Source organism: Rhodococcus sp. NPDC059968, assembly GCF_042738615.1.
In the GTDB taxonomy this organism is placed as follows: Bacteria; Actinomycetota; Actinomycetes; order Mycobacteriales; family Mycobacteriaceae; genus Rhodococcus_F.
In genome coordinates this window covers 1-15,224 of the sequence record NZ_JBHWUE010000036.1, presented here as the reverse complement: position 1 = coordinate 15,224, position 15,224 = coordinate 1, and the positions used below count along the sequence as shown (strand labels likewise).

14 protein-coding genes are annotated in these 15,224 nt (G+C 61.2%); all 14 read left to right on the top strand.

Translation table 11 applies throughout. From position 1 onward, the window contains the following. Positions 1-31 precede the first annotated feature (31 nt). Positions 32-913 (top strand): fumarylacetoacetate hydrolase family protein, encoded by an 882-nt coding sequence (locus ACFWAY_RS26070; RefSeq protein ID WP_378512677.1) that lies wholly within the window; start codon positions 32-34, stop codon positions 911-913. 40 nt (positions 914-953) lie between these two features. Then, positions 954-1,979, top strand: a complete 1,026-nt coding sequence (locus tag ACFWAY_RS26065) for a C-terminal binding protein (protein ID WP_378512676.1) — start codon at positions 954-956, stop codon at positions 1,977-1,979. Then, entirely contained in the window at positions 1,976-2,995 is a 1,020-nt protein-coding gene (locus ACFWAY_RS26060; RefSeq protein WP_378512675.1) for a phosphotransferase, read from the top strand. Before ACFWAY_RS26065 ends, ACFWAY_RS26060 begins: the two co-directional genes overlap by 4 nt. Then, positions 2,992-4,308, top strand: coding sequence for a phosphopyruvate hydratase (eno, locus tag ACFWAY_RS26055; RefSeq protein ID WP_378512674.1), 1,317 nt, complete (start codon positions 2,992-2,994; stop codon positions 4,306-4,308). The genes ACFWAY_RS26060 and eno overlap by 4 nt, the downstream gene beginning before the upstream one ends. Positions 4,309-4,479: 171 nt before the next feature. Beyond that, a complete protein-coding gene (locus ACFWAY_RS26050; protein ID WP_378512673.1) occupies positions 4,480-4,902 on the top strand; it encodes a DoxX family membrane protein in 423 nt (140 codons plus the stop codon). Between the two features lie 88 nt (positions 4,903-4,990). Further along, entirely contained in the window at positions 4,991-5,278 is a 288-nt protein-coding gene (locus tag ACFWAY_RS26045) for a hypothetical protein (RefSeq protein ID WP_378512672.1), read from the top strand. A gap of 484 nt (positions 5,279-5,762) precedes the next feature. After that, positions 5,763-6,200, top strand: a complete 438-nt coding sequence (locus ACFWAY_RS26040) for a cupin domain-containing protein (RefSeq protein ID WP_378512671.1) — start codon at positions 5,763-5,765, stop codon at positions 6,198-6,200. Positions 6,201-6,290: 90 nt separating this feature from the next. Beyond that, a complete protein-coding gene (locus tag ACFWAY_RS26035; protein ID WP_378512670.1) occupies positions 6,291-7,082 on the top strand; it encodes a FadR/GntR family transcriptional regulator in 792 nt (263 codons plus the stop codon). Positions 7,083-7,154: 72 nt separating this feature from the next. After that, positions 7,155-8,057 (top strand): 3-keto-5-aminohexanoate cleavage protein, encoded by a 903-nt coding sequence (locus ACFWAY_RS26030; protein WP_378512669.1) that lies wholly within the window; start codon positions 7,155-7,157, stop codon positions 8,055-8,057. A 9-nt stretch (positions 8,058-8,066) separates the two neighbouring features. After that, positions 8,067-8,945 (top strand): fumarylacetoacetate hydrolase family protein, encoded by an 879-nt coding sequence (locus tag ACFWAY_RS26025; RefSeq protein ID WP_378512668.1) that lies wholly within the window; start codon positions 8,067-8,069, stop codon positions 8,943-8,945. 72 nt (positions 8,946-9,017) lie between these two features. Next, positions 9,018-10,367, top strand: a complete 1,350-nt coding sequence (locus ACFWAY_RS26020) for an MFS transporter (RefSeq protein ID WP_378512667.1) — start codon at positions 9,018-9,020, stop codon at positions 10,365-10,367. 1 nt (position 10,368) lies between these two features. Further along, complete coding sequence (locus tag ACFWAY_RS26015; RefSeq protein ID WP_378512666.1) at positions 10,369-11,781, top strand: amidohydrolase family protein; 1,413 nt, start codon at positions 10,369-10,371, stop codon at positions 11,779-11,781. After that, a complete protein-coding gene (locus ACFWAY_RS26010; protein WP_378512665.1) occupies positions 11,778-14,630 on the top strand; it encodes an FAD-binding and (Fe-S)-binding domain-containing protein in 2,853 nt (950 codons plus the stop codon). Before ACFWAY_RS26015 ends, ACFWAY_RS26010 begins: the two co-directional genes overlap by 4 nt. Before the next feature lie 2 nt (positions 14,631-14,632). Further along, a complete protein-coding gene (locus ACFWAY_RS26005; protein WP_378512664.1) occupies positions 14,633-15,106 on the top strand; it encodes a hypothetical protein in 474 nt (157 codons plus the stop codon). The last annotated feature ends 118 nt before the right edge of the window (positions 15,107-15,224 follow it).

The window sequence follows — 15,224 nt, the reverse complement described above, 5'->3', positions numbered from 1 at the left end:
CCCTGACCCCCAGCAGAAAGTACCGAGAACGATGAAACTGGCAAACTCACACGGCCGGCCCTCCCTCGCGCGTGACGGCGGATATGTGGACATCGAACGCGCCTCAGGGGGGCGCTTTTCCAGCTTCGACGATATCTTTCAAGACTGGACTGCATTTCGCGACTGGGCTGCCACCGATCGCACCGCGCCGACACCGAGCCGGGGTCCGCTAGGTCCCGCGGTTCCTCGCCCCCGTCAAATTTTCGGTGTCGGTTTCAACTACGCCGCCCACGTCACCGAGGCCGCCGCACACATCGGCAAACCCAATGAGTCGCAGCCACTGCCGTTGACCTTCACCAAGTTTCCTTCCTCGATCACCGGACCCACCGATGACGTCGAACTGCCCAACGACACCGGCGATTACGAGATCGAACTCGTCGTCGCGATCGGCACCCGTGCGGACCGGGTGAGCGTCGAGGACGCCTGGTCACACGTCGCCGGGCTGGCGGTTGGCCAAGACATCTCCTCGCGTGGTGTGCAGTTCCTCGGCCCAGAGCAGCACACCGTCGGAAAATCCTTCCGTACCTTCGCCCCTATCGGCCCCTATTTGGTCACCCCCGATGAGCTGGCCGATCCCACAAACCTGTCGATGCGGTGCTGGATCAACGGCGAGCTGCGGCAAAAAAGCGCAAGTTCGGAGATGATCTACAGCGTCGCAGACCTGATCGCCCTGCTTTCGGCCGTCACTCCACTCGAGGCGGGAGATCTTATCTTCACCGGGACTCCCGAGGGTGTGGGCGGATTGGAGGACCCGCCCCGCTATCTCGTCGCCGGTGACGTGATCACCAGCGAGATCGAGGGACTCGGCCGCATGGAGAACGTATGCCGGACCGCGGCACCGGCACCGGACCTCGGCCAACGATGGCATCGATAGGACCCGAACTATTGCCTTCCGGAACAATTGAGGAACAGTCATGTCAACCAAAGTCCCTGTCACCGACTACGCGTGGCCATCACTCGATATCGCGCGAGAAATCCTGGCAGCCATCGGCGCCGAATTAATGGTGGCGCCATCAGCTCACGAACGCGATCTGATCGAGCTCGCCCCCCAAGCCGCCGCCATCTTGACCTGCTGGGCACCCATGACGAAGGCGGTACTCAACGCCGCCACACAATGCCGAACCGTGGCACGTTACGGGGTAGGACTCAACAATATCGACGCCGACCGGGCCGGCGAACTGGACCTCGTGGTCACAAACGTGCCGGACCACTGTATAGAAGAGATCAGTGACCATGCACTCGCACTGCTGTTCTCCCATGCACGCCACATCATTCCGTTTGCCCGGCAGACTCGGTCCGACGGATGGGACAACACCGCCTTCGGATCGATGCGGCGACTACGCGGCCAGACGCTCGGTCTAGTTGGGTACGGTCAGATCGCCCGGGCCCTCGCAGACAAGGCGAACACCCTGGGAATTCGAGTCCTGGCCTATTCGCGCGGCCTGTCCGCGCCCGGCACCGTCGGCACCCAAATCGGATCGGCCACCATGGTCGGCAGCCTCGAGGAATTGCTCACCGCTTCGGACGTGGTGTCCGTACACATCCCGCTCACAGAACATACCCAGGGACTAATCGGTGAACGAGAACTCGCCACGATGAAGGATACGGCCTACCTGATCAACACCTCGCGCGGTCCGATCGTCGACACTGAGGCGCTGAGCCGAGCGCTCCGCAATGGCACCCTGTCCGGCGCAGCGCTGGACGTACTGGCCGACGAACCCCCCGATCGGGACGACCCGCTGCGTGCCATCGAGAATCTGCTCCTCACTCCGCACGCGGCATTCGATTCCCTCGAATCGGTCGCCGAACTGCAGCGCAACGCAGCCCGAAATGTGACGGATGCGCTGACAGGGACGCGCCCGAGCTACGTGGTCAACCCCGAGGTTTACGACACGATTGCATTCACCGACCGTGCCAGGGCGATCGAGGTGCGGGCATGACCACGACACCAGCACCCGCGACACGGCCCACCATCCGCATCGACCGGCACAACGTCGCCTCCTACCTCGCGCAGCATGGGCTGATCGATGCCGACGCTCCGCTGTCGGTAGAGATTCTCGCTGGCGGGGTCTCCAGTGACGTCCTCGCCGTCACCGCGGCGGGCAAGCAACTCGTGGTCAAACAGGCCCTCCCCGAACTCAAGGTAGCCGAGGATTGGAAGTCCAATCCAGACCGCATCCTCACCGAGGCGCACGCTCTGAATATCGCAGGGCACATTCGCCCTGGCGCCGTTCCCGCCCTACGCAGCCTCGACGCCTCGAACCACATCGTGGTAATGGACCGGATAAGTGATCGATTCACCCCCTGGAAGACTGAACTACTGAAGGGCCACATCAACCCAGCTATCGCCGACCGCCTCGGTGCAGACCTCGCCGCCTGGCACTCGGCTACCCTCAACCGAAGCGCTCTGGGCACCAACTTCGACGATCTCGACACCTTCATCGAACTACGGGTCGACCCCTTCTACCGAACCGTCACCGAGCGCAACCCGATACTCACCGAACAGATCTCCGATTTGGTGCGGCAGCTTCTCGATACCCGCCAGTGTCTGGTTCACGGCGACTTCTCCCCCAAGAATGTGCTCGTCGACGACGACGAGGCCGTTGTCCTCGATTGGGAAGTCGCCCACTTCGGCGATCCCGTGTTCGATCTAGCCTTTCTGCTGAGCCACCTCCTCTGCAAATCGGCGCACGATCAAGCCCACGCACCCCAATTCCGCGAATGCGCGCAGCTATTCATCCGGAGTTACCGGACATCGACAGCATCTGAACTCGCCCACCTCGACGAGTCCTACCTGGCGGGACATACCGCCGCGCTGGCACTTGCCCGCGTCGACGGAAAATCCCCGGCGAACTATCTCAGCGGCGCCGCACGCAAGAGGATCAAAACCCTCTCCATTGCTGCGCTGTCCACCTCAGCGCCCCGCACACCATCAACTCTCTGGGAGCTACTGTGACTACCCCAACCACCATCGCGTCCCTATTCGCCTGGGAAGCGCTCGATTCACGCGGCAACCCCACCGTCGCGTGCGAAGTCCGACTCGCCGGTGGCGCTGTCGGTACAGCAATGTCCCCTTCCGGTGCGTCGACCGGAACGTACGAAGCACTCGAACTCCGCGATGGCGAGGAGCGATTTGCAGGGAAAGGAGTGCGAAAAGCCGTAGCCAATGTCACCGGACGCCTCGCAGCAGCAGTTGAGGGACGAGACGCTCTCGACCAGCACGACGTCGACCAGGCGCTACGAGCGGCTGACGGCACCGCAGGGCTGCACCGCCTCGGCGCCAACGCGGTCCTGGCGGTATCGATCGCGACATCCATAGCCGCAGCAAACGCCTCGGGCACTCCGCTCTATCGGGCGATGGCGGACAGCGACCAGGACCCACTGCTGCCGATGCCGATGATCAATATCATCTCTGGCGGCGCCCATGCCGGACGGTCCATCGACATTCAGGATCTGCTCGTAGTTCCTGTAGGGGCGCAAAGCTTCTCCCACGCTCTTGAGATCGCATGGCGGGTACGGCAAGGAACAGCAGCGGAAGCGGAGCGGCGTGGACTCACCACCGCGTTGATCGCCGACGAAGGAGGCCTCGGGCCGTCTCTGCCGACCAACCGCGCCGCCTTGGAACTTCTTGCCGCCGGGATCGAATGCGCAGGCTTTGAACTCGGCGAGGATGCCGCGATTGCACTCGACATCGCTTCCACCCAGTTCTTCGATCCCGCAACGGGCACGTACCGCTTTCGTGTTGAAAACCGGGACCTCGATTCGTCGGAGCTCATCGAGGAGCTTGCAGCCTGGTGCAACGACTTCCCGATTGTATCCGTCGAGGATGCGCTTGCCGACCAGGACTGGGATAGCTGGGCCGCGGCGGCCACCCGCCTGCCCGACATCCAACTCCTCGGCGACGACTTGTTCGTCACCGATACCAACCGCCTCGCGCACGGAATCGCGGACAAGATTGCCAATGCCGTTCTCGTCAAACCTAACCAAACAGGAACTCTCAGCGATGCACGTGCCGTCGTCCAGCAGGCCCGCGCAGCGAACTTCGCCACGGTTCTCTCTGCACGGTCCGGTGAGACCGAAGACGCGTGGCTGGCGGACCTCGCCGTTGGGTGGCGCACAGGTCAGATCAAGGTTGGTTCGACCATGCGTTCCGACCGAACTGCGAAATGGAATCGACTGCTACGCATCGAAGCCGAGCTTGGAAGCACCGCAGTCTTTGCCGGGCGGGGCGCTTTGGCTCCAGTTGTCGGTTCAGCAGTGGCCTCGTGATCACGACTGGTGGACTTGTCGCCGCTCATTCATCATCTTCAGCCCCACCCGGCAAGGGAGGATCAAGCACGTTGGATGGGGCATGAACTTTCCAGGTCACCCTGACTGCCGACACACTCTGCGGAGCGGTCGTCACATCGACTCTCGACACCGCGCAAGGAAGCGATTTATATGGACGCCGTCATTCTAGTCGGTCAAATCTTGTTTGGAACAGTATTTCTTCTAGCTGGATTTGACCATCTTACGAAAACCTCACAGGTCGTTTCGTATGCCGGAACGCGCAATATTCGATACGCTCGCACAATTGTTGTGTCATCCGGAATCATCATGATAATTGCGACGATTCTGATCATCCTGGGGGCATGGGCAGATATTGCCGGACTTCTGCTGGCCGTATTTCTAGTCCCGGCAGCATTCACTATGCATAACTATTGGACACATGCGGACCCGCAAGTTCGCGCCGTGGAGCAGATTCAATTCGCTAAGAACATGTCCTTGGCGGGTGCCTCCCTCCTGATTTTCGGTTTCATGGCGACGTTCGGTGACGAGCTGGCGTTTACTCTGACACCACCGCTTACGCACATCCTGGCGTAACAAATGGACAGTTGAGTGTACGAGCTTCGCCGCTTGCCAGCGAGCTGGGGAGCGCCGGGTTGATACTTATCAACTCAATCGTCTGTTCATGTCTGCGTATCTCAAAGGACTCGATAGCGGAAAGAATATGATGAAATCGCACCACTGCTTTGATGATGACATCCTCGATCTAGCGATTCTGCGGACCCCAATTGGTGGGCCGTCCGTCGAGAGGATTCGTTCGATGTTCGGAATAGGAGCCAGTGAGTATCGTCAAAGGCTCGCAAGTGCGGTGACTTTTCACCAGACACGACTCGCAGCTGGAACTCGCGCGAACCTCGATCGCGTGTACGGAGCGGCGATATTGGCCGGCCTCGCGCGCGACCCCGATTTGTAGTTTGTTCTCATCCCGATACAAATTCGCGCAGCGCGCGGTTGGAAACAATTCAGAGTTTACGGATAGGTTCATACATGAAGGAGGGTTGTACAACAGCTGCCCGAATCCCCCGTAACCGTCGACCTCAAGCACTAACGAGGCCGTATAGCAACGCTCAACCCTCGGCGAGCAACTAGCCTCCGCGACGGCACCTATCCGGGCACACCGGATCCCGGCCGCACTGGAACAGGAACGCGCGTCGATCCCGGTCCGGTATCAATGTCGCCGAGATCGGTAGCCAAGGAAGCTCGTCAGCAGTCGTCCGGTCGTCATCGGATTCCCACGAGGAGTCATGTGTAACCGGACTCGGTGGCCGGCTGGACTGACCCCACCGGCCACCGACCCCATCAGAGAGATTCACCAAGTCACTTGTTGACTTTTGTGAAGATCGGCATAGTCTTACAGCGCGGGCCGATCAGCGGCCCGCCCAAGCAAAGGAGCTGGAATGCGAGACCCGCATCAGAAGGAGTCGACCACCCCGGTGCACTTCACGAGCATCGCCGAGCTGGAGGCCGCATCGTACGAGACGACGATGAAGCACTACTTCGGCGTCGGCGACTGGTGTGGCTCGACCGATGTCAACATGCACGTCGCCTACCTCGATCCGGGCGAAGAAACTCGCGCCCACTTCCACATTCGCGCGGACATCGCTCTGTTCGTGATCGAAGGCGAGTCGACGATGCTCACCTGGGACCAGAACTTCGTCCAGACCGAGCATCACCTGAAGCCCGGCGATTTCGCCTTCATCCCGCGAGGGACTATCCACAAGGACATCAACAACACGGATGCGCGATTCGGTCTCGTCGCGGCTTACAACAACGTCGGAACGGGACCCGAGTCGTTGAAGGTCTATGTTGAGGAGCCGATCGGCAGCACCGAGTAGACGCACCGATCGCGCGGCCAGCGTTTACTCCGCGGGAGTAGGCACACGCGGGAGTACGGATAACCGACGCACGAGTGGATAAGGATGGACATGGACCTGCACGTCAACAAGCGTTCGCGCAGCAAGGTGAGCGACGAGATCATCGCCGGCATCCGCTCATCCATCGCCGACGGGACCTACGCGCACGGCGAGCGACTCCCCACCGAGCGTGAGTTCGCCGAAGCCTACGGGGTCAGTCAACCAACTGTACGCGAGGCGATTCGCGCTCTCGACGCGATGGGGCTTGTCGAAGTACGCCACGGCAGCGGCGCCTACGTAAGCGGTGATCTGCATGGCTTCCTTTCGACTGCACTGGACACCTATGTGCAATTCGGCTCGGTTGGCCTGCTCGATACGCTCGATGTCCGTGAGGTGCTCGGCCGTTATTCCGCCCGCCGCGCAGTCCAGTTCGCAACCAACGAGGATGTCGCCCGCATCGCGACATGCGCAACCGCATGCGGCGAGGTGGCCAACGGCGGTTCACCCGCAGCAATCGCTGCTACTATCGCCAACTTCCAGGAAGCACTCGCGATGGCGAGTCACAATCCACTGCTCTACGGAGTCGAGTGCTACCTCATCCGACTCCTCATCAAGCTCCAACTCGAAGGCAAGCGAGAGGATGCGCATTCGTACTGGCGCAGCCGAGCACTCGACTTCCAAGAAGATCGGCTACAGATCGCGCGCTTGCTTGCCAACCGGGATGAGGAGTCAACGGTCACGGCGATGATCGCGTACCTGGATGATCAGCGGACGATCTTCTCCTCCGACCCAGACCTACGTGGTGTCCGGCTGAACGTTCCCAAGACCGCTGCGGCAGATCCCGCCCTCTTCACTCACTCATAAGTCGCGTCGGCCATAGACCGGCGCACCACACTTCCCTCAAAAGTCACTTGGTGACTTGGTGAAAGGTTACACATGGACGACCTGATCATTACCGTGACATGCGATTCCACGATGTCGTACCCCGGCTTCGAGAACATGCCGGAGATCGAGGATGTCGGAGCCATCGGCCAGCAGTACATCGATGCCGTCAACGCCGGCGCGGCCATCTGTCACCACCATGGGGTGCACCACCTCGAAGAGACGATGGCCTCCGACGGCAAGAAGCTCTCGACGATCGATCACGATGGGTGGCAGCAGCTCACCGACAAGATCCGTTCCGTCGGAACGGATCCGATCATCCAGTATGGGATCGCATCGGCGCGGCTGCCGGAGAAGATCAAACTAATGAAGCAGGGGCCCGACATGATGTCGTACGCCTTCAATGTGCACGACGAGTATTTCCGTCCGGACCCGAGTCTGCCTCCGAACGAGATGTATTCGCTCCATCCGCGTGACGAGTTGGAAGAGGCGAGTCGCGCGGCGCTCGCTCACGGCGTAAAGCTCGAGATCGAGTGCTTCTACACCGGCGCCTTCTGGAACCTCGACTTCATTCGTGATCAGGGCCTCCTGGGCGATCCGGTGTGGGCCACCCTCTTCCTCGGCTGGCAGGGCGGGGCGTGGACTCCGCCGACCCACAAGGCGTTGATCTACCTTGTCGATCACCTGCCTGCGAACGTCAACTGGAACGTGTCCGTCATGGACCCAGTCGCCCAGTGGCCGCTGCTAGCGACAGCAATCGGATTGGGCGGGCACGTACGGGTCGGCTGGGAGGACAACCCCTATCTTCCCGGTGGCGCCCCGTCACGCAGCAACGCCGAACTCGTCGAAGTAGTCGTGAAGATGGCCGAGCTCATCGGACGCCCCGTCGCCGACATCAAGACCGCACGGCAGATCGTGTTCGGCGAAACAGCCAGCGATGCTCGCCGAGAAGCGTGAGGGCAAGCAATGAAACTAGTACGGATCGGCGAGCCCGGGGCGGAACGCCCAGCGGTACTTGTCAGCGACGACCACGCGGTTGACGTTGCCGACATCGTCGACGACTTCGACGAGTCGTTCTTCGCCACTGACGGACCCCTGCGCATTCAAGATTCGGTGAAGGACCGGAAGGCGAGCGGAAAAGTATTCAGCATCGCTGGATTACGTCTGGGCGCGCCGATTGCGCGGCCACACCAGATCCTGTGCGTCGGACTGAACTACAGTGACCACGCCAATGAGTCCGGAATGACCGTTCCGACAGAGCCGGTCGTCTTCTCGAAATCACCGAATACTCTGGTGGGCCCCGGCGACGACATCGTACGTCCACCCGCGGCCTGGAAGCTTGATTACGAGGTCGAGCTCGGCGTGATAATCGGCAAACGCTCCCAGTATCTTTCGTCGAAGGACGAGGCACTCCAAAGCATCGCTGGGTTCACCCTTGTCAACGACGTCAGCGAGCGAGAATTTCAACTCGAACGCGAAGGCCAGTGGATCAAAGGGAAGTCGTGTGCCACCTTCAATCCCTGTGGCCCGTACTTGGTGACACCCGACGAAGTAAGCGATCCGCAAGACCTCGACCTGTGGCTAGAGGTGAACGGCCAGCGACGTCAGTCCGGAACAACAGCGGACATGATCTTCGACGTAGCAACGATTATCCAGTACCTGAGCCAGTTCTTCGTCCTCGAGCCCGGTGACCTTATCAATACCGGTACGCCACCCGGCGTTGCGCTCGGCATGAACCCTCCCCAGTATCTGGAACCCGGCGATCTCGTCACACTGGGCGGCGGAGTCCTCGGTGAACAGCGCTCGCAGGTCGTCACATTCGAAGACCTCGCAGAGACCGTGTGAGAGCACCCTGAACCGTCCCGCCGCGCGATTCGCGACAGCGAGTCCCGTGTCGATTTCACATAGGAGTGAAAATTGTCCCTGATCGAAAGCCGTGCGATCCGGCTAGTGACGTGGCGTGTCCTTCCGCTACTCATGATCGCGCAACTGCTGATGAACCTCGACCGATCGGCCATCAGCTTCGCCGGGCTCGACATGATGGACTCGCTGTCGCTCTCGCCAGAACAGTTCGGGTTTGCCGCCGGAATATTCTTCTGGGGATATCTGCTGTTCGAGGTACCGAGCAACTTTGCACTGCGTAGGTTCGGCCCCCGCATGTGGATCGGACGAATCCTTATCACGTGGGGTCTCGTAACGATTCTTCTCAGCGCTGCGTTCAGCTTCGAGTCATTGGCGGTCATGCGCTTTCTGCTCGGCGCCGCCGAGGCCGGACTGACCCCTGGCACTTGGTACCTCTTCACTCGGTGGTTCCCACAGCGCCACCGTGCCGGGGCGGTCAGCAAGATCACCTTGATGTCACCGATCGCAAGCGTGATCGGCGGACCGATCGCAGCTGCCGTTCTCCCCCTCAGCCTCTTCGGACTCGAAGGCTGGCGGTGGCTGTTCATTACGCTGGGAGCCATCACCGTTCTGTTCGCTGCGTTCTTCTACCTGTTGATGCCAACCTCACCCGACAAGGCGAATTGGCTTTCGGCCGATGAACGCGGATGGCTCACGCGCACAATCGATGCAGAGAACAGCGAGACCGCGGGCAAGACCACACACACCAGTTTCCTCGCAGCGATCAAACGGCCGGCGATCTGGGGATACAGCGCGTGCTACTTCTTCATCAGCGTTGCGATCTTCGGCATCTTCCTGTGGCTTCCCCAGGTGATCAAGTTGCAGTTCGCCAACTTCGGATCCGCGCAGATCTCGCTCATCAGCGCAGTTCCCTACATCTTCGGGGTCGCCGCGCTACTCGTTGTGGGTCGTACGTCAGATCGCACGGGTGACCGACGTTGGCACCTGGTCATCATCTGCGCCGTGGGCGCGACTGCCTTCTTAACAACGGCACTCGCGACCGATCCCACTGTTCGCTTCGTGACGCTGTGCGTTGGTGTCGGGGGTGTCTTCGCGTACCTTCCTGCCTTCTGGCCCAACCCAATGAGCGTGTTGACTGGCTCGGCTGCCGTCGGTGGGCTTGCGCTTATCAACTCGCTTGGAACATTTGGCGGTTTCTTCGGCCCAAACATCGTCGGAGTCCTTCGGGGTCTGTCCGGTAGCTTCCAAACAAGCCTTGCGGCATTCGCGGTCTTCTTCGCCCTCGCGGGGGTCCTTCCATTGGTTGCGCCGCGAATGTTCCCCCGCGCGCCGCGCAACACCACTCCGAAGGGGGTTCCGCCGATCGCACAGAGCGGTAAGTCAGAAGTCGTCAAGGGAGCGTGAGATGTCTGATGTCGTGATCCGGGGCGGGCTGGTCGTAAGCCTTGATCCGAACCGTCCCGACGTGTTCGACGGCGACGTGCACTACAGCACGGACGGACAGATCCTTGCGGTCGGCAAGGATCTCCCGAGTCCAGAATCGAGCACCGAACTCGATGCCACTGGCATGATCGTAATGCCCGGCCTCATCGACTCGCACCGGCACCCGTGGCAATCGTTGTTGCGCGGGATGAGCACCGATCAAACTGTGGTGCAGTATCGCAGCGCGATGCGGGCCTCATACGGGAGTCGGTATGCACCCGAGGATGTCTATGCCGCAACTCTGCTAGCGGATCTCGAGGCACTCAACAGCGGTGTGACCACCGTTGCCGACCTCGCACACATCATGAACTCGCCTGAGCATGCGGACGCCGCTATTCAGGCGCATCACGACAGCGGACAGCGGGTGCTCTTTGCCCACGGTGCACCGAACGACGGCGATGCGGCCGCATGGTGGTCGCACAGCTCGCGGACACACCCAGACGATATCCGCCGCATCCGAACTGATGTCCTCAATCACGATGACGCGCTCGTCACGCTCGGGATGTTTATGCGACCGCCGTTCCTGGTAGATCCCGATGTCCTCGCCCACGACCTGGAGCTGGCGCGAGAACTCGACATCCACGTCTCGGTCGACGGCGGCGTCGGTGGGGGATGTTGGGGGTCCCCGCGCTGGGGCGATCGCGGCCTCACTCCTGTAAAGGACATCGCCGACCTCGGCCAGCTCGGACCTCACATCACACTCGTGCACTGCAACAACCTGCCACCGCAGGAGCTCAAGCTTATCGCCGACAGCGGCGCGAACATCTCGATCTCACCCGATCACGAGATGAATTGCGGCCATGGCCTTCCCGCCACCAAGAATGTGCTCAAATTCGGAATCGAGCCCGGCCTATCCATTGACAGTGTCATTGCGGTAAGCGGCGACATGTTTGCAGCGATGCGCAGCGTACTCACGTCCACCCGAGGCATATGGGCGGATCGTGCCTACGAAAACGGTGAAGCGATCGCCTCCTGGGACATTACCTCCCACGACGTGCTCCGCTTCGCAACGGTACGGAGCGCAGCAGCGTGCGGCATGGGAGGGCGCATCGGATCGCTCGTACCTGGTGCCCGCGCCGACATCCTGCTTCTGAAGAGCGACCCCTTCAACCTCTCGTTACTCAACAACCCGGTCGCGACGATCGTCACGACCGCGCATCCAGGAAACGTCGATACCGTCATCGTCGACGGGAAGACCGTAAAACGCGGAGGTCAGATGGCATATCGAGGAGTCGACGACGTTATCGGCGCTGCAGAGCGCGCTCGTTCACGGATCATCGACGACGCCGGCGACACATCGGCAAGCCGCATCGACGAGTGGTCGGTCTTCTCATGAAGACAGAGCATCTCACTCCAGTTCTCGACACAAACATCTTGGGGACCAGTATCGAGGTGTCGCAACGGCCAATCGATCGGTTCGCGCGCGCACACGACGCCTCCCACTATCTGCTGGTTCCGGATGCGGTCGTCGTACCTCGCGACGTCGACGAGATCGCAAGAGTATTCCGCGCCGCCCACGCAAGCCGACGGCCGATCACGTTCCGGTCCGGGGGAACTAGCCTATCGGGACAGGGGGTTTCCAAGGACATCCTCATCGACGTCCGCAAACACTTCCGCCGAATAGACGTCGGCGAGGACGGCCTTAATGTTTGCGTACAGCCTGGCGCCACCGTACGGCAGACGAACGCCCGTCTCGCTCGGCACGGCCGAAAGCTCGGTCCCGATCCGGCAAGTGAAATCGCGTGCACGATCGGTGGCGTAATCGCGAACAACTCGAGTGGCATGACGTGTGGAACCGTCGAGAACAGCTACCGAACCATCGAATCTCTCGTAATTGTTCTGCCCAGCGGCACCGTGATCGATACCTCCGACCCCGCAGCTGAGCAGACGCTGTGGGACAACGAACCCGAGCTCGCTCGCGGTCTTCTCGACCTCCGGTCCAAGCTTCTCTCCGATCCCGCGGCTGTCGCGCGGGTACGGCAACAGTTCGCGATGAAGAACACAATGGGATACGGCCTGAACTCATTGCTGGACTTCGAGTCTCCGCTCGACATCCTGACACATCTTGTGATCGGTAGCGAGGGGACACTGGCATTCGTCGCCGAAGCGACATTCCGCACAGTCGAAGTCCTTCCACATGCAGCGACGGCACTTCTCGTGTTCGATCAACTCAGTGAAGCGGTAACTTCCCTACCCGCGCTAGTGCAGGCCGGCTTCCGAGCGATCGAATTGATGGATTCGCAGGCGCTGCGGGTGGCGCAGTCGCTGCCCGGGGTCTCGGCTCACTTGGACAACCTGATCATCGAGCATCACACCGCTCTCCTTGTCGAGCTGCACGCTCGTACGGCCGACGAACTGGCCTCGATCGAATCCGCAGTAGGACCTGTCCTCGAATCACTGCGGCTCACTCGCCCTGGCACATTCACGAGCGACCCGGACAAGCGCGCAGCGCTCTGGCGCGTGCGCAAAGGACTGTACACCTCGGTGGCCGGTTCCCGGCCCGCAGGAACGAGCGCGCTCCTCGAAGACATAGTGGTTCCACTCGATCGCCTGCTACCGACCTGTGAACGCCTCGTCGACCTGCTACACGAGCACGGCTATGAGGACTCGGTGATCTTTGGGCATGCGAAGGATGGCAACCTGCACTTCATGCTCAACGAGCGTTTCGATGATCCCGCATCCGTCGAACGCTATCGCAGGTTCACCGAACGCCTAGTGGATCTCGTGTTAGAGCACGGCGGATCGCTGAAAGCAGAGCACGGCACCGGTCGAATCATGGCACCGTTCGTTCGTCGCCAGTACGGAGACTGGCTATACGGGATGATGCTCGAGATCAAGCGTCTGTTCGACCCGCACGCAATACTGAATCCCGGAGTCGTGCTGTCGGACGATCCCGAATCGTATCTGCGGGACCTCAAGTCCGCGCCTCCCGTCGAAGCCGAGGTGGACCGATGTGTCGAATGCGGATACTGCGAACCGACCTGCCCAAGCAAGGATCTCACGCTGACCCCACGGCAACGAATCGTTCTGCGCAGAGACATCGCGGCAGCCCAGCGCGACGGTCACGATGCCCTTGTCGCGGAGCTCACTGCCGACTACACCTATGACGCGGTCGAAACGTGCGCGGTTGACGGGCTGTGCTCGATCGCCTGCCCAGTCGACATCAACACTGGTGATCTCGTTCGCCGCCTCCGCGCCGAAGGGAGTAGCGCCGCACTCAACGCGAGCTGGTCAGCCGCGGCGCGTGCCTGGGGTCCAGTGACCGTCGCGGGGAGTATCGCACTCACCGGTGCTAAGCGAGCGACCACATCCGTCGCCACGGGAATCACGAGAGCGGGCCGCGCCGTCCTCGGTGCCGAGACCGTACCGCTATACGACGGCGGACTACCAGCTGGCGGGCCAGCACGACCGAGAGCAACGGGATCCGTCGACGGCGCCGACGCTGTCTTCTTCGCCGCATGCATCGGATCCATCTTTGGACCTGAGGATGACTCGATCGGAGCAACTGAAGCGTTCATCCGCCTAGTCGACCGCGCTGGGATGAAGCTGATCATTCCGGACCGGCTAGCGGGTATGTGCTGCGGGACTCCGTGGAAGTCGAAGGGCCATGAGCACGGGCATCGAACGATGGCAGCCAAAGTGCTGCCTGCCCTCTTCGAGGCAAGTGATAGTGGCCGACTTCCGATCGTATGTGACGCCGCGTCGTGCACGGAAGGTATCCGGGCCCTTGCCGCCACCGCTGAGGATCCAAAGCTCCAGTCTTTACGCTTCGTCGATGCCACTGAGTTCGTTCATGACCGAATTCTCGACGGCCTTTCCACCCACAACCGGCTGTCTACGATGGCAATGCATCACACGTGCTCCACGACGGCAATCGGGGTGAACCCTGCGATGGATGCCATCGCGCGATTCATTGCAGACGAGGTATTCGTACCCACCGAATGGGGATGTTGCGCCTTCGCGGGCGACCGGGGCCTGCTTCACCCGGAATTGACGCACGAGGCAACAGCGCGAGAAGCAGCAGAGGTCTCGGCACGCGAGTTCGACGCCTACGTATCGGCGAATCGAACCTGCGAGATCGGACTCACGCGCGCCACCGGAAGGACCTATCGCCACATTCTGGAGGCACTCGAACTTGCTACTCGCCCACATCACGTCTCAGGATCTAGTGGTCACGGCAACTAGACATGCTGCCCTGCATCGCGCCTTTTCATCTGGACAGCCTGGCCGGATCGGGGTCCACCTGCCCTGGACGCCCCCGCTGGTGGCGCAATCATGCGGAGGGGCAGTACTTCACCATCCCGATTCGATTGCACACGGAAATCGTCGCCGATACGCGCGACACGTACATCACGCAGGGCGGAACACCTGTTGTCGTTGACGTGGTGGCCGAGTCGGCGGGAGACAGTGTTGCGGCGGATGTCGATCTGCCACTCGCCGCTTCACGTCGCCTCGAGTTGTTCGGCGCTCTCAACGTGTCCGACCCCGCCGAACGGGCAGACGGGAGGCTAACCCGAACTGGAGTGCTTACGGCCGTTGGCAGGGTCGGCCGAATCCAGATGATGTCCATCGCGGTCGGGTTCCTGCCGACGCGCCCGGCGGGGTGGGTCGCGAGCCAGTATGTACGGCGAACTGAAGACGATTTACTGACGGATTCATGAAGACTGGTCTCGCGACGCCCCCAGACCGGACTTCCGCAGTTCGTAGGCATTTTCGTGCATGCCGTGGAATGAAGGTGCAGGTCAGAGCGGTGCAGGGTGGGTGGAACGCGAAAATCTG